General features: G+C 61.3%; 15 protein-coding genes. 10 read left to right on the top strand and 5 right to left on the bottom strand.

The window, feature by feature from the left end; genetic code table 11:
- From QEP12_RS09905 to QEP12_RS09895, 3 genes are all read left to right on the top strand, one after another.
- Positions 1-2,910: cadherin-like domain-containing protein (locus tag QEP12_RS09905; RefSeq protein ID WP_284214123.1), on the top strand; the 2,910-nt coding region annotated here is incomplete at its 5' end.
- Positions 2,911-3,225: 315 nt separating this feature from the next.
- Positions 3,226-3,870, top strand: a complete 645-nt coding sequence (locus tag QEP12_RS09900) for a transglutaminase-like cysteine peptidase (protein ID WP_284214126.1) — start codon at positions 3,226-3,228, stop codon at positions 3,868-3,870.
- Entirely contained in the window at positions 3,867-5,831 is a 1,965-nt protein-coding gene (locus QEP12_RS09895; RefSeq protein WP_284214122.1) for a bifunctional diguanylate cyclase/phosphodiesterase, read from the top strand. Before QEP12_RS09900 ends, QEP12_RS09895 begins: the two co-directional genes overlap by 4 nt.
- A 171-nt stretch (positions 5,832-6,002) precedes the next feature.
- Here the strand turns inward: QEP12_RS09895 and QEP12_RS09890 are convergent, their stop codons facing one another.
- From QEP12_RS09890 to QEP12_RS09875, 4 genes are all read right to left on the bottom strand, one after another.
- Complete coding sequence (locus tag QEP12_RS09890; protein WP_284214121.1) at positions 6,003-6,998, bottom strand: Bug family tripartite tricarboxylate transporter substrate binding protein; 996 nt, start codon at positions 6,996-6,998, stop codon at positions 6,003-6,005.
- A gap of 173 nt (positions 6,999-7,171) precedes the next feature.
- Positions 7,172-8,383 carry a 3-oxoadipyl-CoA thiolase gene (gene pcaF / locus QEP12_RS09885; RefSeq protein ID WP_284214120.1) on the bottom strand — a complete coding sequence of 404 codons (1,212 nt, stop codon included), beginning with the start codon at positions 8,381-8,383 and terminating at the stop codon, positions 7,172-7,174.
- A 103-nt stretch (positions 8,384-8,486) separates the two neighbouring features.
- A complete protein-coding gene (locus tag QEP12_RS09880; RefSeq protein ID WP_284214119.1) occupies positions 8,487-9,143 on the bottom strand; it encodes a 3-oxoacid CoA-transferase subunit B in 657 nt (218 codons plus the stop codon).
- A 28-nt stretch (positions 9,144-9,171) separates the two neighbouring features.
- The gene (locus QEP12_RS09875) at positions 9,172-9,873 is read right to left on the bottom strand and encodes a 3-oxoacid CoA-transferase subunit A (RefSeq protein WP_174862945.1); all 702 of its coding nucleotides are present in this window, start codon (positions 9,871-9,873) and stop codon (positions 9,172-9,174) included.
- 88 nt (positions 9,874-9,961) lie between these two features.
- On the opposite strand from QEP12_RS09875, the gene QEP12_RS09870 reads away from it, so the two are divergent.
- The 4 genes from QEP12_RS09870 (at position 9,962) to QEP12_RS09855 (ending at position 18,059) form a co-directional block, all read left to right on the top strand.
- On the top strand, positions 9,962-10,819 hold the full coding sequence (locus QEP12_RS09870; RefSeq protein WP_284214117.1) for an IclR family transcriptional regulator: 858 nt from the start codon (positions 9,962-9,964) through the stop codon (positions 10,817-10,819).
- 29 nt (positions 10,820-10,848) lie between these two features.
- Positions 10,849-11,553, top strand: coding sequence for a transposase (locus QEP12_RS09865; protein WP_219163705.1), 705 nt, complete (start codon positions 10,849-10,851; stop codon positions 11,551-11,553).
- Positions 11,554-11,768: 215 nt separating this feature from the next.
- Positions 11,769-16,505 carry a glutamate synthase-related protein gene (locus QEP12_RS09860; RefSeq protein WP_284214116.1) on the top strand — a complete coding sequence of 1,579 codons (4,737 nt, stop codon included), beginning with the start codon at positions 11,769-11,771 and terminating at the stop codon, positions 16,503-16,505.
- A 78-nt stretch (positions 16,506-16,583) separates the two neighbouring features.
- Positions 16,584-18,059 carry a glutamate synthase subunit beta gene (locus tag QEP12_RS09855; RefSeq protein WP_284214115.1) on the top strand — a complete coding sequence of 492 codons (1,476 nt, stop codon included), beginning with the start codon at positions 16,584-16,586 and terminating at the stop codon, positions 18,057-18,059.
- 230 nt (positions 18,060-18,289) lie between these two features.
- On the opposite strand, the gene QEP12_RS09850 is transcribed toward QEP12_RS09855, so the two are convergent.
- Entirely contained in the window at positions 18,290-18,712 is a 423-nt protein-coding gene (locus QEP12_RS09850; protein ID WP_174862946.1) for a DUF3293 domain-containing protein, read from the bottom strand.
- Between the two features lie 184 nt (positions 18,713-18,896).
- Here QEP12_RS09850 and QEP12_RS09845 point away from each other — a divergent pair, with 184 nt between their 5' ends.
- The 3 genes from QEP12_RS09845 (at position 18,897) to QEP12_RS09835 (ending at position 21,251) form a co-directional block, all read left to right on the top strand.
- Positions 18,897-19,703, top strand: coding sequence for an amino acid ABC transporter substrate-binding protein (locus tag QEP12_RS09845; RefSeq protein WP_219163709.1), 807 nt, complete (start codon positions 18,897-18,899; stop codon positions 19,701-19,703).
- A 137-nt stretch (positions 19,704-19,840) separates the two neighbouring features.
- Positions 19,841-20,494, top strand: a complete 654-nt coding sequence (locus tag QEP12_RS09840; protein ID WP_174862947.1) for an amino acid ABC transporter permease — start codon at positions 19,841-19,843, stop codon at positions 20,492-20,494.
- Positions 20,475-21,251, top strand: coding sequence for an amino acid ABC transporter ATP-binding protein (locus QEP12_RS09835; protein WP_284214113.1), 777 nt, complete (start codon positions 20,475-20,477; stop codon positions 21,249-21,251). The genes QEP12_RS09840 and QEP12_RS09835 overlap by 20 nt, the downstream gene beginning before the upstream one ends.
- The last annotated feature ends 88 nt before the right edge of the window (positions 21,252-21,339 follow it).

Raw genomic sequence — 21,339 nt, 5'->3', positions numbered from 1 at the left:
ACAGGCAGCGTGACCTGGGGCACTGTGACAGCCATGCTGGGTGCAACGGCAGTCGATCTGACCAACTACGGCACGCTGACGCAAAGCACCACCGACGGCACCTGGAGCTTCACGCTGGACAACAGCAAGCCTGCCACGCAGGCCCTCGAGGACGGAGAGTCGATCAGCGTTACGCTGGGCTACATGCTGACGGACAAGGATGGCGACACGGCCTCAGCAGATGTGAAGTTCACCATCACCGGCACCAACGACGCCCCTGTGCTGCAGCCGCACATCCAGACAATCCTGGAAGACGGCACTGCCATCGGCAATGTGCTGACTGGCGCGACGGACGCGGAGGGCGATGCGCTGACGGTCACAGAGTTCACGGTGAATGGCACGGCCTATGCGGCGGGCGTGGAGGCAACCATCGCCAACGTCGGTACCCTCACCATTGGCGGGAATGGCGGGTACGTGTTCACGCCTGTGGCTAACTGGAATGGTGTGGTTCCGACGGTTTCTTATGTGGTGTCGGATGGCACGACTACGTCGACATCGACACTGAATATCGATGTGCTGCCTGTCAATGATGCGCCCACGTCGGAGGATGCTTCCGCCCATGTCACAGAGGGCAATATCTATGTCTTCGACATAGACGACTTTGCTTTTGCGGATGTGGTGGAAGGCGATGCCATGCAGTCGGTCGTCATTGAGACACTGCCAGCAGGCGGCGTGCTGTCCTTGAATGGCAGCGCTGTTGCGGCGGGCACGGCGGTCAGCTTGGCCGATCTGCAGGCTGGCAAGCTGGTGTTCACGGCGGGCAACAACCCAGGCGAGAACGCAGAGTTTTCGTTCAAATTCCACGTGAAGGATGTGGGCGGTACGGAGAATGGCGGCGTGGATGCGTCAGCGACGCATACCTTCACGGTGACCGTGGATCAGTTTGTCAGCGGTGGCAATACGAGCAGTACCAGCACCGACCCCATTAAGGGCGGCGAAGGTAATGACGTGCTGCTGGGCGACCAGGGGGGGCTGACCCAGAACGTGGTGTCTGGCACCAGCTACAACATTGCGTTGGTGCTTGATCTGTCGGGCTCGATGAATGACAAGTGGGGCCCCGGGGCGCCGACTTGGCCGTGGCAGTCAGATAATCGCCCCACTCGTCTGGATACGGCCAAGGCTTCGCTGAAGGCATTGATCGAAAATCAATTGCTGGAGCATGATGGCGACATTAACCTGACGTTGATCACTTTCAGTGGAACCAGCAGCACCAACAGGATTTCGATTGAAGGTCTGAATGAAGACAATATCGATAGCATTTTGGATGCCATCACCAATTTGTCGGCCAGTGGTAATACGCCTTATGGCTCTGCATTTACTACGGCCAATAACTGGTTTTCCACTATGGGCAACAATAGTGATTATGAGGACTATGAGAATTTGACATTCTTCCTGACGGATGGCGCACCCAATGACAATGAAATCAACCGGAATAATGCATTTGATGCGTTGAGCAGCGCCAGTGTGGTACATGGTATTGGCATCGGAAGCGGCATCTCGCAGAGCACGCTGAATCGTTATGACAACACCGATGTGCAAAGTGTAACTATCGACACCGATAGGTACGGAGCGCATGCCACGTTCGACAGCAACACCGGTGTTAACAATGTGAGCAATTGGGTGCATACGGGAAGTGGCAGTGCTTCCAAAAATAGCAATGCGATGCGCGTGACTGACACTGATGCCAGTACAGCCCAGTCCTCTACCGTCACAATGGCGGATACGCACAAGATGACCGTAACCGATAGCCAGGGGGCATTTTTCCGGTTCACTGCATCGACGGGCGGCTCGTGGGTTAGCAGTGGGAGTAACAGTGACACTTTTACATGGCGATTGTTGAAGTGGGATGCTTCCGCCGATAACGGCGTTGGGGCATGGGTGGTTGCAGTTTCTGGGACTAACACCGGAACTGTGACGACCGCGCACCAAGGGCCTGGCGATTATCTGCTGCAGTTTGAGGTGAATGACCGCAACGGTAACGGCGGTGCCTATGTCACCATTGACGACATTCGCATCTATAAGACGATCAGCATAGGGCAATCCCAGGTTGTGACAGATCCAGCAGATTTGGAGGCTGCGCTGGTTGGCGGCGGCAGTACCACGAAACCCGCACCTGTGGGCGATGACGTGGTTCAAGGTGGTGACGGTAATGACATCATCTTTGGCGATGCCATCAACACGAGCAACCTGCAATGGGGCGTGAACGGCAACCCCGCCGTGCCTGCCAATTTCAACAAGATCGGTTTGGAGGCGCTCAAGGAATTTTTGCAGCTCAAGCTCGGTCATGCACCGACGGATGCCGAACTGCATGACTACATCACGCAGAACCATGCCATCTTCAACGTGGCTGGCGATACCCACGGCGGCAAGGATGAGCTGTATGGCGGTGATGGTAACGACATCCTCTACGGCCAGGGTGGCGATGACGAGCTGGTGGGCGGCAAGGGTGACGACACGCTGTACGGCGGCACAGGCGATGACAAGTTCATCTGGCTGCTGGGTGACGAAGGCACGGTGGATACGCCGGCAGTGGACACCATCATGGACTTCGGCACGGCCACCACGCAGGGCACCACCACCGGCGATGGCAAGGATGTGCTGGTGCTCAACGAGTTGCTGGTGGGTGAGGAAGATGCAACCGACCTGAGCAAGTTCCTGCATGTCGAAAACAACGGCCAGGGCGACACCGTGGTCAAAATCTCGACAGACGGCAACCTGGAAGCTGACGGCAGCAACTTCAATCAGGCTATCGTGCTCAAGGACGTGGATTTGGTGGATGGCGCTGCGGTCGATACTTCGGCAGACCAAAACGCACTGATCAAGCAATTGATCCAGGCCGGCAAGATCACCATGGACGGTAATCACAGCTAAGCCCATCTAAGCCCCGCTCTACCCCGGGGCTTGTTCCCGGGGCCTTTGGCCACAAGGCGCATGCATGCAAGTGCCTGCGCCTTGTCTCTTTGGGTGGGTGCATGGGGTGGGTGCGCTTGGGGGCGGCAGCGGCGTTGTGCCGCACAATGCCTGCGGGCGGTGTCGATGCGTTGGCTTTGGGTGCTCCCTGATAAAGGTGGGCAGGGGTGCAGGGCAGCACCTTGGTTTTCAACAGGGAGTGATGATTTGTTCTGGCCGGGGTTTTCCTCTCAGCGGCAGCAGTGCGGTGGCGGTGGGCTGTCACGGCGGGCTTGGCTGTTGGCCGCTGGAGCGGCGCTGGCTGGGTGCTGGGCATTCCGCGGCGCGCAGGCCTGGGATGAATCGCTGCTGCACAGCCAGATGGCATCGCGCTATGGCGAGGCTGGTGTGCGGCGGCTGCAGGCTTGGCTGCGGCTCTTGCAAGCGCAGCAAGCAGAAAACCCGCCCCAGCAGTTGGTGGCAATCAATGACTTCTGGAATGTGAATGTTCTGGCGGGGGTGGATCAGAACATCTGGCATGAAGCCGATTACTGGGCAACGCCGCTGGAGAGCTTGGGTAAAGGAAGTGGTGACTGTGAGGATTTCGTCATTGGCAAGTACTTCTCTTTGATTCGGCTGGGGATGCCAGGGCGGCAGATGCGCTTTATCTATGTGCGTGCGCGTGTCGGCGGGCTGGGCAGCACCCAGAGCGTTGCGCACATGGTGCTCGGCTTTTATGCAACCCCGCAGGCGGATCCGCTGGTGCTTGATAACTTGGTGCCAGGCATCCAAAAAGCCAGCCAGCGGACAGACCTGACTCCTGTTTTTAGTTTTGATGCTGAGGCGGTCTACGTCAACGGCGCGCGTTCGGCTTCTTCCGAGCGTATCAACCGTTGGCAAAACCTGTTGGTGCGCATGCGCCAAGAAGGGTTTGAAATATGAAGATGAAGTCCATGTCGTTGCTGCGGCAATTGTTGCTCAGCCTGTCGCTCGCTTTGCTGGGTATTTTGGCGGGTACGTTGGCGCTGAACTTGAGCGGTGCACGGAGTTATCTGAGCGAGCAATTGCAAAGTCAAAGTGAGAACGCGATCACTGCCTTGGCACTGTCTTTGTCACAGCCTGCCAGCCAAGACCCTGCCATGCAAGAGCTGCTGATGTCTGCATTGTTTGATACGGGGCAATTTGAGTCTGTGCGCATGCTCTCGCCAGAGGGCGTGCTGGTGTTTGAGCGCCAGCAGGCAGCATCCAGCGCTGCGGCACAGGTGCCGGGCTGGTTTCAGCGCCTTATGCCTGTACCACGCGCTCATTCGGAACGTACGGTCAGCAATGGTTGGAACCAGTTGGGTCGGGTCGCGGTCACGGTGGACAACCAAGTGGCTCAGCAAGTGCTGTGGCACAGCAGCTTGAAGATGACGGCGCTGATCGTGGGTGCTGGATTGGCGTGGGCTTGCTTTGTCGGGCTGCTGCTGCGTTGGTTCAAGCGTGTGCTCAAAGACTCCGTGGAGAGCGAAGTAATGCGCATTGGTGCGGACGAGGCCGATGCTGCAGTGCAAGTGCCGCAGGTGCCTGAGCTGGCGGGCGTTGCTACGGCGATTCACGATGCACGCTCACGTGTGCAACAAAAAGACAGGGCACAGCGGGATCGCATTGAAAGCCTGGAGTTGGAGACCAATTCCGACGCCATCACCCAGTTGCCCAACCGTAAATACTTTGTGAACGAGCTGAAAAAGGCCTTGCAAATGGGCGGGCAGACGCATGGCCATGTGTTGCTGATGCGGCTGCGTGACCTGCAGGCGCTCAACAGCACGCGCCCCCGAGAGCAAGTGGACGAATGGCTGCGCGGTATTGCGCAGCAATTGCGTGAACAGCTGCGCACACGTGGACTGCAGCAGGTGCAAATTGCCCGCTTGAACGGCAGTGACTTTGCCGTGCTGTTCCCCCAAATGACGGGCATGTCGGTGATGCAAGAGGTGCAGCAACTGCGCCAACTGCTGCAGTCACTGCGCTTGCGTCTTGACGATGGTCAGTGGTCGCGCAACGCTTTTTCGCTCACTGCCTATATGGATAGTGACCACATCGGGGATGTGCTGTCGCGGCTGGACCAAGGCCTGATGCAGGCCGAAAGTGCAGGGCATGGCGAGGTGGAATATGCCGAACCCAGCGTAGCGGGCCACGCCATCCACCAGCCTGGAGAAGGCCAGTGGCAAACGACGTTGGGCCAAGCTTTGCAGCACGCCGATCGGTTGAGCGTGGCGGTGCAGGCTGCGACCTATGCATCCCTGGTGGATACACGGGTGCTGCATGAAGCGGGGCTGGAGCTGCATGAGGCGGGTGGCAAAACGATGGGTGCCGCATTGTTTTTGCCTGCGGCGGTGCGTTTGGGCTTGTCGGCCGAATACGACCTGAAAGCGGTGCAACTGGGCTTGCAGTGGCTGGCATTGCAGCCCAAGCACCATTTGGTGGTGCGTATTTCACAGCCATCGCTGGAACAGGGCGATTTTCTGGAGCGGCTCAGCGCTCAACTGCAGGCGAAAGGTTGGTGCGAGGTATTGCCACAGCTGACTTTGGAGTTGGATGCTTTTGCGCTGGAAGTGGCCCCGCTCAAGGCACTGCAATTTTGCGAAGTGGTCACACAGGCCGGGGCGAGTGTGGGGCTGCGCCGCCTGGATCAGGCACCCAAGGCGCTGGTGCAACTGCCCAAGTTACAGCTGCAGTATGTGAAGCTGGGCGGGCTTTTTGCGGAGCAAGCCATGGCCAACATGGGGGGGCGGCATCTGCTCGAAGCCATGATGAGCACGGCGCAAGACCAGCACGCCAGCGTGTTGATTACCGACGCGGTGCCGTCCAATGCCGCAGATTGGTTGCGCTTCAAGGGCGCCAGTTTGCTGGTGATGGCTGGGTAAAAAGATAGCTGCTGGCGCTGGTGCAGAAAGCATTTTAGATTGATTCATATCTGAAACGCTGAATAATCAAGCGCTGGCTGCTATCACATAAAAAACGCCGATGGCGCAAGGCACATCGGCGATCAAAAGGGAGGAGATTCAACGACGGCCTGCTGGCCGCCGGCCGGGCGCTTAAACCTCTGCGCCAGACTCTTTCACCACCTTGCCCCACTTGGCTGCTTCCGACTTGATGAAAGCGTCAAATTGGGCGGGCGTTTCGATGACCACTTCACCACCTTGGTCCGCAATCTTCTTGGATACGGCGGGGTCCTTGAGCACCTTGGTCAGGCTGGCGTGCAGCTTGTCCAGAACGGGTTGGGGCGTGCCAGCCACCGACCACAGGCCAAACCACGAAGTGGCTTCATAGCCGGGTACACCCGCTTCGGCGATGGTGGGCACATCGGGCAGCTCGGGCGAGCGCTTGGCCGTGGTCACCGCGATGGGGCGCAACTTGCCCGAACGCACGTGCTGGATGGCCGAAGGCATGTTGTCAAACATTACGGCGATCTGGTTGCCCAGCAGGTCAGAAATAGCCGGAGCGCTGCCTTTGTAAGGCACGTGGGTCAACTCAACGCCGGTCATGCTTTGGAACAGCGCGCCCGACACGTGGGGCGATGCGCCAGAACCGGGGGAGCCGTACGTGATCTCATTGGGGTGCTTCTTGCCGTACTCGATCATCTCCTTGACGGTCTTGTAGGGGCGGCTGGGGTGCGCCACCAGCAGGTTGGGCACATTCGCCACACGGCTCAGCGGTGTGAAATCCTTGATGGGGTCATAAGGCAGCTTTTTGTACAGCGCCTGGTTGATGGCGTGCGTGCCCACGGTGCCCATGAACAAGGTGTAGCCATCGGCCTTGGCGCGGGCTGCTTGCTGCGCGCCAATGTTGCCGCCTGCACCTGGCTTGTTCTCAATGATGATGGTCTGGCCCAGCTCTTGGCCCAGTGCTTGGCCCACGATGCGTGCCAGGATGTCCGTGGTGCCACCTGCAGAGAAGGGCACCACCATGGTCAAAGGCTTGTTGGGGTAGCCGTCTTGGGCCACGGCGGCGCCCACGCCGGTGGCCAGCAATGCGGCGGCGGCCAAAGTTTTGATACCAGTGCGGCGAGTGAATGTCTTGAGAGTCAACATCAACGTCTCCTTGAAAATAGATGTTTGGTGGTGAAGCCACACCCGTGCACACCCTGCGGGTGCGCGTTGTAGGAGTCCGGGGTGTGTTGGTGGCCGGGCATGCGTGGCACGGTCATCCGAGGCAGCGAAGTAGCTAGGGGCCTGGGCCCCTACACCTGCTGGTGAAAAGGTTTTCAGACCTTTTCGAGGATCACGGCAATGCCCTGGCCCACGCCGATGCACATGGTGCACAGCGCGTAGCGGCCACCCAGCGTGTGCAGCTGGTTCACGGCCGTGGTGGCCAGGCGCGCACCCGATGCCCCCAGGGGGTGGCCCAGAGCGATGGCGCCGCCCCACTGGTTCACGCGTGGGTCGTTGTCGGCAATGCCCAGGTCGCGCAGCACGGCCAGGCCTTGGGCGGCAAAGGCTTCGTTCAGCTCAATCACGTCCATGTCGGCCAGGCTCAGGCCGGTCTGGGCCAGCACCTTGCGCACGGCGGGGGCAGGGCCAAAGCCCATGATGCGGGGGGCCACACCGGCAGTCGCCATGCCCACCACGCGGGCGCGGGGCACCAGGTTGTATTGCTGGGCGGCTTCGGCATTGGCCAGCAGCAGGGCGCAGGCGCCGTCGTTCACGCCAGACGCATTGCCAGCGGTCACGGTGCCGTCAGGGCGCACCACGCCTTTGAGCTTGGCCAGCGCTTCCAGTGTGGTGGCACGGGGGTGCTCGTCCTGGCTCACCACAATCGCGTCGCCCTTCTTTTGAGGGATGGTGACGTTGACGATTTCCTGGGCCAAATAACCGGCCGCAATCGCGGCAGCCGCCTTTTGCTGGGAAGCCAGGGCCATGCGGTCTTGCGCTTCACGCTCGATCTTGAAGTCGTCGGCCACGTTCTCGGCCGTTTCGGGCATGGAGTCCACGCCGTACTGCGCCTTCATCAGCTTGTTCACAAAGCGCCAGCCGATGGTGGTGTCATACACCGCGTTGTTGCGGCTGAAGGCGGTTTCGGCCTTGGGCATGACAAAGGGGGCGCGGCTCATGGATTCCACACCACCGGCAATCATCAGGCGGGCTTCGCCGGACTTGATGGCACGCGCGGCCGAGCCCACGGCGTCCAGACCCGAGCCGCACAGGCGATTGATGGTGGCGCCGGGCACATCAATCGGCAGACCGGCCAGCAGGCTGGACATGCGGGCCACGTTGCGGTTGTCTTCACCGGCTTGGTTGGCATTGCCGTACAGCACGTCGTCCACGGCAGCCCAGTCCACGCCGGGGTTGCGCTCCATCAGGGCCTTGATGGGCAGCGCGCCCAGGTCGTCCGCGCGCACGCTGGACAGTGCGCCGCCGTAACGGCCAAAGGGGGTGCGGATGGCGTCGCAGATGAAAGCTTCGGGTGCAGTGCTCATGGTGTGTCTCCGGGGCGCGCTGGGCAGATACCCAGCGTTTTAAAAAGAGGAGCTGCTGGCGCTTGATGAATAAGCGCTAGAGCCATATTTCATTGATATTGCTTTAGGCGTTGGCTGGGGCCGCGATGGGCAGGCCCACCATGCTTTCCAGCTCGGCATGGCTGAGGCCATCCACGATGTCGATCAGGCGCAGGCCCTGGGGCGTGCACTCCAGCGTGCACAGCTCGGTGTAGATGCGCTTGACGCAGGCCAGCCCGGTCAGCGGGTAGCTGCACTGCTTCACGACCTTGCATTCGCCGATCTTGGTCATCAAATCCATCATCACCCAGGTGCTCTTGGCGCCCACGGCCAGGTCCATGGCGCCGCCCACGGCGGGGATGGCGCCGGGCTCACCCGTGCTCCAGTTGGCCAGATCGCCCGTGGCCGACACCTGGAAGGCGCCCAGCACACAGATGTCCAGGTGGCCGCCGCGCATCATGGCAAAGCTGTCGGCGTGGTGGAAATAGCTGCCACCGGGCAGCAGCGTCACGGGCTGCTTGCCCGCGTTGGTCAGGTCATAGTCTTCCTGGCCTGCTTCAGGGGCGGGGCCCATGCCGAGGATGCCGTTTTCCGACTGCAGCACGATCTCGCGGTCGGCGGGAATGTGGTTGGCCACCTTGGTGGGCATGCCAATGCCGAGGTTCACATAGGAGCCGTCGGGAATGTCTTGGGCAATGCGTTGTGCCAGTTCGTCTTTGGTACGCTTTTGATAGCTGCTCACGCTTGATACTCCTGCGCTTGAACTGTTTTTAGGCAGATTTCTTAAAGCCGCCAGCTTGCGTGGCAACACGTTCAATCGGCACCACCTTGCTGACATAGATGCCGGGGGTGACGATGGCTTCGGGGTCCAGCTGGCCCAGCTCCACCACTTCGTGCACGGTGGCCACGGTGAATTTGGCCGCAGTGGCCATCACGGGGCCAAAGTTGCGCGCCGATTTGCGGTAGGTCAGGTTGCCCCAGCGGTCGCCTTGCTCGGCCTTGATGAGGGCCACGTCGCCGTAGATGGGGTACTCCAGCACATAGTGCTTGCCGTTGATTTCGCGGGTTTCCTTGCCTTCTGCCAATTCCGTGCCGTAGGCCGTGGGGCAAAAGAACGCGCCAATGCCAGCGCCAGCGGCGCGCATGCGCTCGGCCAGATTGCCCTGGGGCACCAGCTCCAGCTCGATCTTGCCGCTGCGGTACAGCTCGTCAAACACCCAGCTGTCGACCTGGCGCGGGAAGCTGCAGATGATCTTGCGCACCTGACCGCTCTTGAGCAAGGCGGCCAGACCGGATTCGCCATTGCCCGCGTTGTTGTTCACAATCGTCAGGTCGCGTGCGCCGTGGGCGATCAGGCCGTCAATGAGTTCCACCGGGTTGCCGGAAGTGCCAAAGCCACCGATGAGTACGGTGGCGCCGTCTTGAATACCGGACAAGGCTTGTGCAACCGTGTCGGTGATTTTGTTGATCATGCGTTTGCTTTCCTGCGGGACTTGTTGCAAAGCAAAAGGCTTTGCTAAAATGTTCGCTATAAGAACAAATGTTCGCTGAAAGAATTATATGAATGGGATCGCCCAAAAATCAGCTGTAGAAACCACATCAGGGAAAACCCCGAGCCTCGAAACAGAAGGGCAGCCATCGGCAGAAAACAAGCCCGGCGACAGTTATGTGCAGTCATTCGCGCGCGGCTTGGAGGTGATTCGCTCGTTCAGTGCAGACGCGCCCTCGCAAACGCTGAGTGAGGTGGCCAGCCGCACCGGGCTGACCCGCGCGGGGGCTCGGCGCATTTTGTTGACGCTGCAAACGCTGGGCTATGTGGAAGGGGATGGCAAATACTTTGCGCTGACGCCGCGCATTCTGGATTTGGGCTTTGCCTATCTGAGCTCGCAGCCCCTGTGGAATCTGGCCACCCCGCTGATGGAAACGCTGGCCGATTCGGTGCAGGAGTCGTGTTCTGCGGCGGTGCTGGACGGTTTGGATGTGGTGTATGTGGCCCGAGTGCATACACACAAAATCATGAGCACCAACTTGGGTTTAGGTTCGCGTTTGCCGGCGTTCTGGACCTCCATGGGCCGGGTGCTGCTGGCAGGGTTGCCGGACGATAAGTTGCAGGCGCTGATGGCCATGCGCCCGCGTGAGGCTTTTACGCGCTACACCCTGCTGGAAGACGAGGCGCTGCTGCAAGCGATTGCGCAGGTGCGCAGCCAAGGCTGGGCGCTGATCAACCAAGAGTTGGAAGAGGGCTTGATCTCGGTGGCAGCGCCGCTGTTCAACGCGCAAGGGCAGGTGGTGGCGGCCATCAATGTGTCTGGCCAAGCCAACCGCACCAATGCCGAAGAAATGCAGGCGCGCATTGTGCCGCCCTTGCTGCGCACGGCGCAGGGGGTGTCGCAACTGCTGCGCACGGCGCGCCGATAATTGCGCATCCCGCCCTTGAACATGTCTCCATGGCCCGCCTTCCCCGCTTGACCATTCCCGGCCAGCCGCACTACGTGGTGCAGCGTGGCAACAACTTGCAAGCCATTTTTGTGGATGGGCAGGACTACGCCAGCATGAAAGATTTGCTGCGTGAAATGGGGCGGCGCTTTGGCGTAGAGATTCACGCTTTTATCTTGTTGCCCAACCAGTTGCATCTGTTGCTGACACCGCAGACGGCACAGAGCCTGCCACAGTTCATGCAATCGGTCGGGCGCACCTATGTGCGCACCTTTAACAACCGCCACGGGCGCAGCGGCACGCTGTGGGAAGGGCGCTATCGCGCCACGGTGCTGGAGGCGCAAGCCTGGTTGCTGCCTGCCATGGTGGTGCTGGAGCACCAGGCCGTAGCGCATGGCCTGACAGGGCGTGCCGTGGACTATGGCTGGAGCAGCGCACGTCACAACGCGGGCGCACAGGTGGATGGCATGGTACGCCTGCACCCGGCGTACTGGCGTTTGGGGGACACCCCTTTTGCGCGGGAAGCGGCTTACGCCACGATGCTAGACCGTGGTGCCAGCGCCGACCTGCAAGAAGTGGTGCTGGGGGCCGCACTCAAAGGGTGGGTGCTGGGCTCTGAGGGCTTTATCGAAGGGCTGAAAAGTGGCACCGAGCGCCGTTTGCAACGCCAAAAAGCCGGTCGCCCTGCACGCGCGCAGGGCGAAAAAGCCGAATAAAGCTCCGGGACTCCAGCACCGGTTTGGTGCTTATTTTTGGTTGGTTTTTAGAGTTATTTGATTTTATTGGTGTTTTTATATATGTCCCCAATTGATGGCTTGACTGAATTTGGTGCAAACAATTAAGTATCTGACCCCAATTAAATTTTCTTGCATAGGTTGATGCTTGATCGTAATCTGCGAGTCCCTGCGATAGAAATTAGAGGATGAGCGCCATGACTACGGCTGCAGAAATTGCACATCTCCAAGAACACGGCTTGTACGCCAAGAGCAATGAACACGACGCCTGCGGTTTGGGTTTTGTAGCCCACATCAAGGGCGAGAAGCGCCACGACATCGTGCTGGGCGCGCTGAAGATCCTCGAGAACATCGACCACCGTGGCGCCGTGGGCGCTGACCCGCTGATGGGGGATGGCGCAGGCATCCTGATCCAGATTCCCGATCAGCTCTACCGCGAAGAGATGGCCAAGCAGGGTGTGGAGCTGCCCCCCGCTGGCGAGTACGGTGTGGGCATGGTGTTCCTGCCCAAGGAACATGCCTCCCTTCTGGCCTGCCAGCAAGAGATGGAGCGCGCCATCAAGGCCGAAGGCCAGGTGCTGCTGGGCTGGCGCGATGTGCCCGTGAACCGCGACATGCCCATGTCGCCCACCGTGCGCGAAAAAGAACCTATCTTGCGCCAGGTGTTCATCGGCCGTGGCAACGACGTGATCGTGCAGGACGCGCTGGAACGCAAGCTGTACGTGATCCGCAAGACCGCCAGCGCGGCCATCCAGAACCTGGGCCTGAAGCACAGCAAGGAATACTACGTGCCCAGCATGAGCAGCCGTACCGTCGTGTACAAGGGCTTGCTGCTGGCCGACCAGGTGGGCGTGTACTACAAGGATCTGGCCGACCAGCGCTGCGTCTCGGCCATCGGCCTGGTGCACCAGCGCTTCTCCACCAACACCTTCCCCGAGTGGCCGCTGGCCCACCCCTACCGCTATGTAGCCCACAACGGTGAAATCAACACCGTGCGCGGCAACTACAACTGGATGGTGGCGCGCGAAGGTGTGATGGCCTCGCCCGTGCTGGCCGACGACCTGCAAAAACTCTACCCCATCAGCTTTGCCGGCCAGTCCGACACGGCCACCTTCGACAACTGCCTGGAACTGCTGACGATGGCGGGCTACCCCATCAGCCAGGCCGTGATGATGATGATTCCCGAGCCCTGGGAGCAGCACGAGGCTATGGACGAGCGCCGCCGCGCCTTCTATGAGTACCACGCCGCGATGATGGAACCCTGGGACGGTCCCGCCTCCATCGTGTTCACCGATGGCCGCCAGATCGGCGCCACGCTGGACCGCAACGGCCTGCGTCCTTCGCGCTATGTGGTGACCGAAGACGATCTAGTGATCCTGGCCTCCGAAGCCGGCGTGCTGCCCGTGCCGGACAGCAAGATCGTGCGCAAGTGGCGCCTGCAACCCGGCAAGATGTTGCTGATCGACCTGGAGCAGGGCCGCATGATCGAGGACGATGAGCTCAAGGCCAACATCGTCAACACCAAGCCCTACAAGCAGTGGATCGAGAACCTGCGCATCAAGCTGGACCAGGTGGAAGTGCCCGCTGACTTCGTGGCCCCCGCGAAGGCTGCCGAGCTGCCCCTGCTGGAGCGCCAGCAGGCCTTTGGCTTCACCCAGGAGGACATCAAGTTCATCCTGGAACCCATGGCCAAGAACGGCGAAGAGGGGGTGGGCTCCATGGGCAACGACAGCCCGCTGGCCGTGTTGTCGGACAAGAACAAGCCGCTGTACAACTACTTCCGCCAGATGTTCGCGCAGGTGACCAACCCGCCGATCGACCCCATCCGCGAAGCCATCGTGATGTCGCTGGTGTCCTTTGTGGGCCCCAAGCCCAACCTGCTGGACATCAACCAGGTCAACCCGCCGATGCGCCTGGAGCTGCAGCAGCCCATCCTCGACTTCGAGGGCATGGCCAAGCTGCGTGAGATTGAGCGGCACACCCACGGCAAGTTCAAGAGCGCGACCATCGACATCACCTACCCGCTGTCGTGGGGCCGTGAGGGCGTGGAAGCCAAGCTGGCCTCGCTGTGCGCCCAGGCCGTGGACGAGATCAAGGGCGGCGCCAACATCCTGATCGTCAGCGACCGCAACGTCAGCGCCACGCAAGTGGCCATCCCCGCGCTGCTGGCCCTGTCCGCCATCCACCAGCATCTGGTGCGCGAAGGCCTGCGCACCACCACCGGCCTGGTGGTGGAGACCGGCACGGCCCGTGAAATCCACCACTTCGCGGTGCTGGCGGGTTACGGCGCCGAAGCCGTGCACCCCTACTTGGCCATGGAAACCCTGGCCGACATGTACCAGCAGCCCGTGGGCGGCGTGGATGCCAAGAAGGCCATCTACCACTACGTCAAAGCCATCGGCAAGGGTCTGTCCAAGATCATGTCCAAGATGGGTGTGTCCACCTATATGTCGTACTGCGGCGCGCAGCTGTTCGAGTGCGTGGGCCTGAACACTGCCACCGTGGACAAGTACTTCACCGGCACCGCCAGCCGCGTGGAAGGCATCGGCGTGTTCGAGATCGCCGAGGAAACCATCCGCAACCACGTCAACGCCTTCAGCGACGACCCGGTGCTGGAAACTATGCTGGACGCTGGCGGCGAATACGCCTGGCGTGCCCGTGGCGAAGCCCACATGTGGACGCCCGACGCGATTGCCAAGCTGCAGCACTCGACCCGTTCGAACAACTTCAGCACCTACAAGGAATACGCGCAGCTGATCAACGACCAGAGCAAGCAGCACATGACGCTGCGCGGCCTGTTCGAGTTCAAGAGCGACCCGTCCACCGCCATCTCGGTGGACGAGGTGGAACCCGCGGCCGAGATCGTCAAGCGTTTCGCCACCGGCGCCATGTCGCTGGGTTCGATCTCCACCGAAGCCCACGCCACGCTGGCCGTGGCCATGAACCGCATCGGCGGCAAGAGCAACACCGGTGAAGGCGGCGAAGACCCCAAGCGCTACCGCAACGAGCTCAAGGGCATCCCGATCCAGCAGGGCGAGTCCCTGGCCTCCATCATCGGCAAGGAGCAGGTCGAGTCCGACATCGTGCTGCAGGGCGGTGACAGCCTGCGCTCGCGCATCAAGCAGGTGGCGTCCGGCCGCTTCGGGGTGACCGCCGAGTACCTGGTGTCCTCCGACCAGATCCAGATCAAGATGGCCCAGGGCGCCAAGCCCGGTGAAGGCGGCCAGCTGCCCGGCGGCAAGGTAACCGACTACATCGGCATGCAGCGTTACTCGGTGCCTGGCGTGGGCCTGATTTCGCCCCCGCCCCACCATGACATCTACTCCATCGAGGATCTGGCCCAGCTGATCCACGACCTGAAGAACGTGGCACCGCACGCCGACATCTCTGTCAAGCTGGTGTCCGAAGTCGGCGTGGGCACGGTGGCAGCCGGCGTGGCCAAGTGCAAGAGCGACCACGTGGTGATCGCCGGTCACGACGGCGGTACCGGTGCTTCGCCCCTGTCCTCCATCAAGCACGCGGGTGGCCCCTGGGAAATCGGTCTGGCCGAAACCCAGCAGACCCTGGTGCTGAACCGCCTGCGCGGCCGCATCCGTGTGCAGGCCGATGGCCAGATGAAGACCGGCCGCGACGTGGTGATCGGCGCGCTGCTGGGTGCGGACGAATTCGGCTTTGCCACCGCACCGCTGGTGGTCGAGGGCTGCATCATGATGCGCAAGTGCCACCTGAACACCTGCCCCGTGGGCGTGGCCACGCAGGACCCCGTGCTGCGCAAGAAGTTCACCGGCAAGCCCGAGCATGTCGTGAACTACTTCTTCTTCATCGCCGAGGAAGTGCGCCAAATCATGGCCCAGCTGGGCATCCGCAAGTTCGACGAGCTGATCGGCCGCACCGACCTGCTGGACACCCGCAAGGGCGTCGAGCACTGGAAGGCCCAGGGCCTGGACTTCAGCCGCCTGTTCGCCCAGCCGGTCGTGCCGGCCGATGTGGCCCGCTACCACGTCGACAAGCAGGACCACCTGCTGGACAAGGCGCTGGACGTGAAGCTGATCGAGCGCTGCCAGCCCGCCATCCAGCATGGCGAGAAGGTGCGCATCATGGAAGTGGCCAAGAACGTGAACCGTTCCGTCGGCGCCATGCTGTCGGGTGCGGTCACCAAGGTGCACCCCGAGGGCCTGCCGGATGACACCATCCGCATCCACTTCGAAGGCACGGGCGGCCAGTCGTTCGGCGCCTTCCTGTGCAAGGGCATCACGCTGAACATCACCGGCGAGGCCAACGACTACACCGGCAAGGGCCTGTCGGGCGGTCGCGTGATCGTGCGCCCCAGCCATGAGTTCCGCGGCGTGTCCACGGCCAACACCATCGTCGGCAACACCGTGATGTTCGGTGCCACCCGGGGCGAGGCCTTCTTCAGCGGCGTGGCTGGCGAGCGGTTTGCCGTGCGCCTGTCGGGCGCCACGGCGGTGGTCGAAGGCGTGGGCGACCACGGCTGCGAATACATGACTGGCGGCACCGTGGTGGTGCTGGGCAAGACCGGCCGCAACTTTGCGGCTGGCATGAGCGGCGGCGTGGCCTATGTGTACGACGAAGACGGCAAGTTTGCCGAGCGTTGCAACACCGCCAGCGTGAAGCTGGAGAAGGTGCTGCCCCACGAAGAGTTCCTGGCCACCGTGCCGCGCGGCATCTGGCACCACGACCAGAGCGACGACCAGCAACTGCGTGCCCTGGTGGAAGCACACAGCCGCTGGACCGGTTCCCAGCGTGCCCGTGACCTGCTGGACAACTGGGGCGCCGCGCGTGCCAAGTTCGTGAAGGTGTTCCCGACCGAGTACCAGCGTGCCCTGGGCGAAATCTATGAACGCAAACAAAAGGAAAAGCAAGCAGCGCAAGCGCCAGCAGCTCCTCAAAAAGAAGCAGTAGCCGCGAAGTAATCACAGCCTGAAACGGTGGCGCGGCCCCGCCCGCCACCGGCACTGCTTAAGCGAACACAGATTGAAGGAATAGACATCATGGGAAAGACCACCGGTTTTCTGGAATACGAACGCATCGAAGAAGGCTACCTGCCCGTGGCCGAGCGCGTGAAGAACTACAAAGAGTTCGTCATCGCCTTGACCCCTGAACAGGCCAAGATCCAGGGCGCGCGCTGCATGGACTGCGGCACGCCGTTCTGCAACAACGGCTGCCCGATCAACAACATCATCCCGGACTTCAACGACCTGGTGTACCGCGGTGACTGGGAGAGTGCGATCAAGGTGCTGCACAGCACCAACAACTTCCCCGAGTTCACCGGCCGCATCTGCCCCGCGCCCTGCGAGGCGGCCTGCGTGGTGAACATCAACAACGCGCCCATCGGCATCAAGTCCATCGAGCACGCCATCATCGACCGTGCCTGGGAAGAAGGTTGGGTCAAGCCCCAACTGCCCAAGGCCCAGAGCGGCAAGAAGGTGGCTGTGGTCGGCGCCGGCCCTGCGGGTCTGGCGGCGGCCCAGCAACTGGTGCGCGCCGGCCACGACGTGACGCTGTTTGAGAAGAACGACCAGGTCGGCGGCCTGCTGCGCTACGGCATCCCCGACTTCAAGCTGGACAAGGCCAACATCGACCGCCGCGTCGAGCAGCTGGTGGCCGAGGGCCTGAAGATTCGCACCGGCGTGCTGGTGGCGGGCAAGGACGGCCTGGGTGAAGGCAGCAAGGTCACCAACTGGGCCAAAGAAACCATCGCCCCCGAGGCGCTGATGGCCGAGTTCGACGCCGTGCTGCTGACCGGCGGTGCCGAGCAGTCGCGCGACCTGCCTGTGCCCGGCCGGGACCTCAAGGGCGTGCACTTCGCCATGGAGTTCCTGCCCCAGCAAAACAAGGTGACGCGCGACGGCAAGCTGAAGAACCAGATCCGCGCCGACGGCAAGCACGTGGTGGTCATCGGCGGAGGCGACACCGGCTCCGACTGCGTGGGCACCTCCAACCGCCATGGCGCGCTCAGCGTGACCCAGCTGGAGCTGATGCCCATGCCGCCCGAGCAGGAGAACAAGCCCCTGGTCTGGCCCTACTGGCCGCTGAAGCTGCGTACCAGCTCCAGCCACCAGGAAGGTTGCGAGCGCGAGTTCGCCATCGGCACCAAGGAATTCATCGGTGAGAAGGGTCAACTGACCGCCGTGAAGACCGTGCGCCTGGAATGGAAGGACGGCAAGATGACGGAAGTGCCCGGTTCCGAGCAGATCCTCAAGGCTGACCTGGTGTTCCTGGCCATGGGCTTCGTCTCGCCCGTGCAGACCGTGCTGGATGCCTTTGGCGTGGACAAGGATGCGCGTGGCAACGTCAAGGCTTCGACCGATCTGCTCGGCGGCTACGCCACGAGCGTGCCCAAGCTGTTTGCGGCCGGTGACATCCGCCGCGGCCAGTCCCTGGTGGTCTGGGCCATCCGCGAAGGCCGCCAGGCTGCCCGCGCGGTGGACGAGTTCCTGATGGGGGCCAGCACGCTCCCCCGCTGACCGTCGGGCCGGGGGCGCCGCATGGGCGCGGTGTCGGGGGTGCCTGGTGGCCCACCGCACCGTCCACCCTGGACGGCCTGTGGAGATGCACATTCAGGCGCCTGCGGGCGCCTTTTTGCATGCTGCAAAAAAGAGAGTTGGACGCGCAGGACTGGCAAGAGGTTGAAGTGCTTTCCGCGTTAAAACGTTCTGCAGACGAGCGCGGGCAGCTATGAATCAGTGAGCGGGTGTCAGCGCAGCAGCACCAGGCGCGGCACCATGTCGGTGCCGCAGCAGACCACGGCGTTCTGGTTCCATTGCTGCCCCCAGGCGCGGGCGGTGCTCTCGCTCATACCCCACACCAGCACGCTGTCTTCACCGGGCCAGTGGCCTTCGGGGTCGTGGCCACGCCCGTCCAGCCACGACCAGCCGGCGCGCTGCAAGGAGGCGCGCAGCTGGGCCATGCGGCGTGCATTCAGGTGATCGGGCAGCAACTCTCCCAGCGGATTGCAGGCCGTCAGGTAGGTGGCGCAGCGCACGGCGTGGCGCTGGTAGAAGGCGGCCAACGCAGGCTGGGCTTGCCCCAGCTGTAAAAACCAGTCGTAGGGTTGAACGCGGTAATGGGTGGCGCGGTAGGCGTGCAGCAGGGGCTCGGGTAGAACGGTATCGGCCATCAAAAGGTGTCTCCAAGGCACAGGCATGTGGCTTGCATGCGTGGTTATGGCCCACACAGGTAGCAACCGGGGCTTGTCTGCGCGACAATACCGGATTCGGCCATTGCGGCATACAGCTGCGCGGGTTTACGCGTGGTGCTGGTGCTGTGGGCCACACCGGTTTTTCCACCTCAACTTTGAAGCCATGAAAAAACGCACCCTTCTCGCATCGCTGGCCCTGACCGCCATCCTCGCTGCTTGCGGCAAGTCTGAACCTGTTGCCACCTCGGCTGCTCCTGCAGCAGCGCCTGCACCCGCTGCAGTGACCAAGATCGTGGTGGGCCTGGATGACAACTTCCCTCCCATGGGTTTCCGCGACGAGAAGAACGAGCTGGTCGGTTTTGACATCGACATGGCCCGTGAAGCCACCAAGCGCCTGGGCATTGAAGTGGAATTCAAGCCGATCGACTGGAGCGCCAAGGAAGCCGAGCTGAACGGCAAGCGCATCGACGTGCTGTGGAACGGGCTGACCATCCTGGAGTCGCGCAAGCAGCACATCGCTTTCACCGACCCCTACATGGCCAACCGCCAGATCATCATCGTCAAGGCTGGCTCTGACATCAAGGATAAGGCCGGTCTGGCAGGCAAGATTGTGGGCGTGCAGGAATCGTCGTCTGCCGTGGATGCCATGAAGAAGGAAGAAGAGGTCTTTAAGACCTTCAAGGAATTCAAGCAGTTCGGTGACAACATCACTGCGCTGATGGACCTGGAAGCCGGCCGTCTGGACGCCGTGGTGGTGGACGAAGTGGTGGGGCGCTTTCACGTAGCCAAGAAGGCCGATACCTACACCGTGCTGGAAGACAACTTCGGCACCGAAGACTACGGCGTGGGCTTCCGCAAGGATGACACCGAGCTGCTGGGCAAGGTCAATCAGGCGCTCAAGGACATGAAGGCCGACGGCGCTGCGGCTGAAATTTCCAAGAAGTGGTTCGGTGAAAACATTGTCAAGTAAGCTTCGCGCTTGACCATACACCGGCGTGGCCCGCCTTGGCCACGCCGGTGTTTTTTGTGGGCATGGGTTTTCCATGCACCGGGGCACCGTCGGTGTGCCTGCGACACCCGTTAAGCGGTCGCGCTAAAGGCCTGTTCATGGATTACGTTATTTCTCTTTTGGGGCCACTGTCGCAAGGCGCGGTAGTGACGCTCAAACTCTTTGCGATCACGCTGGTGCTGTCTGTCCCGCTGGGACTGGTGCTGGCGCTGCTGCGTCTGTCCCGCTTTGCTGGGTTGCGTGCGTTGGTGGGTGGTTACATCTGGCTGATGCGTGGCACGCCGCTGATGCTGCAGATGCTGTTTATTTACTTCGCGCTGCCGTTTGTGCCCGTGATTGGTATTCGTTTTGACGACTACCCGGCCGCCATCGTGGCGTTCACGCTGAACTACGCCGCGTACTTTGCTGAAATTTTCCGTGCGGGTATCCAGTCGATTGATCGGGGTCAGTACGAAGGTGCCAAGGTACTGGGCCTGAGCTATGCCCAGACCATGCGCCGCATCGTCATTCCCCAGGTGTGGCCGCGCATTTTGCCGCCGCTGTCCAATGAGACCATCACCTTGGTCAAGGACACCTCGCTGATTTACGTGCTGGCCCTGAACGACCTGCTGCGCGCCGCGCGCGGTATTGTCCAGCGCGACTTTACGACCACGCCGTTCATCGTGGCCGCTTGCTTCTATTTAGTGATGACCTTGGTGTTGACCTGGGGCTTCCAGTACCTGGAGAAACGCTATGCCAAGTATGACGCCTGATGTGATGATTTCTGCCCAAGGCATCCACAAGGCCTTTGGCGGTAACGAGGTGCTGCGCGGTGTATCGCTGGATTTGCTGCGTGGCGAAGTGGTGGCTGTGATTGGCCCTTCGGGTTCCGGCAAGAGCACCTTTTTGCGCTGCCTGAATCACCTGGAAACCATTGACAGCGGCAGCGTCGTGGTGGAGGGCGATGTGCTGGCGCAAAACGATGCCAGCGGCAAGGCGCACTATGTGCCAGAGGCCCAGATCCGCAAGATTGGTCACAAGATGGGCATGGTGTTCCAGTCATTCAATCTGTTTCCGCACCTCACCGTGCTGGAGAACCTGATTGAAGCGCCGATGCTGGTCAAAAAGATGAAGCGTGCCGACATCGTTCCCAAGGCCGAGGCGCTGCTGAAAAAAGTCGGCCTGTCTGAAAAGCGGGATGCCTACCCCAACCGCTTGTCGGGCGGCCAAAAGCAACGCGTGGCGATTGCGCGCGCGCTGGCGATGGACCCCGACATCATGCTGTTTGATGAGCCCACCTCGGCCCTCGACCCTGAGCTGACCGGTGAGGTGCTGCGCACTATGCGTGAATTGGCCAACGAGCATATGACCATGCTGGTGGTGACCCATGAAATGGGTTTCGCCCGCGAAGTGGCCAACCGCGTGGTGTTTATGGACGGTGGCTACATCGTGGAAGAAAACGCGGCGGAAGCCTTTTTTGCCAATCCGCAGCACGAGCGCACCCGGGCATTTTTACAGAATATGTTGTAAAAAAACTGCAGCGTAGGCTGTGGTTTTTGAGTGTCAAAATGCGTTGAAATGCTTGTCTGACAGGCGTTAAAAGCTATATTTTTTAGAG

This window comes from Comamonas jiangduensis (assembly GCF_030162955.1).
GTDB classification, from domain to species: Bacteria; Pseudomonadota; Gammaproteobacteria; order Burkholderiales; family Burkholderiaceae_C; genus Comamonas; species Comamonas jiangduensis.
Note: the sequence above shows the minus strand (reverse complement) of the source record. Positions and strands in the feature narration are given on the sequence as shown.

What these genes read in the sequence shown, in the direction of transcription:
- QEP12_RS09895 (WP_284214122.1), top strand. Translation starts at nt 3,867, where the DNA reads ATGAAGATGAAGTCCATGTCGTTGCTGCGGCAATTGTTGCTCAGCCTG.
- QEP12_RS09890 (WP_284214121.1), bottom strand. Translation starts at nt 6,998, where the DNA reads ATGTTGACTCTCAAGACATTCACTCGCCGCACTGGTATCAAAACTTTG.
- pcaF (WP_284214120.1), bottom strand. Translation starts at nt 8,383, where the DNA reads ATGAGCACTGCACCCGAAGCTTTCATCTGCGACGCCATCCGCACCCCC.
- QEP12_RS09875 (WP_174862945.1), bottom strand. Translation starts at nt 9,873, where the DNA reads ATGATCAACAAAATCACCGACACGGTTGCACAAGCCTTGTCCGGTATT.
- QEP12_RS09870 (WP_284214117.1), top strand. Translation starts at nt 9,962, where the DNA reads ATGAATGGGATCGCCCAAAAATCAGCTGTAGAAACCACATCAGGGAAA.
- QEP12_RS09865 (WP_219163705.1), top strand. Translation starts at nt 10,849, where the DNA reads ATGGCCCGCCTTCCCCGCTTGACCATTCCCGGCCAGCCGCACTACGTG.
- QEP12_RS09860 (WP_284214116.1), top strand. Translation starts at nt 11,769, where the DNA reads ATGACTACGGCTGCAGAAATTGCACATCTCCAAGAACACGGCTTGTAC.
- QEP12_RS09855 (WP_284214115.1), top strand. Translation starts at nt 16,584, where the DNA reads ATGGGAAAGACCACCGGTTTTCTGGAATACGAACGCATCGAAGAAGGC.
- QEP12_RS09850 (WP_174862946.1), bottom strand. Translation starts at nt 18,712, where the DNA reads ATGGCCGATACCGTTCTACCCGAGCCCCTGCTGCACGCCTACCGCGCC.
- QEP12_RS09845 (WP_219163709.1), top strand. Translation starts at nt 18,897, where the DNA reads ATGAAAAAACGCACCCTTCTCGCATCGCTGGCCCTGACCGCCATCCTC.
- QEP12_RS09840 (WP_174862947.1), top strand. Translation starts at nt 19,841, where the DNA reads ATGGATTACGTTATTTCTCTTTTGGGGCCACTGTCGCAAGGCGCGGTA.
- QEP12_RS09835 (WP_284214113.1), top strand. Translation starts at nt 20,475, where the DNA reads ATGCCAAGTATGACGCCTGATGTGATGATTTCTGCCCAAGGCATCCAC.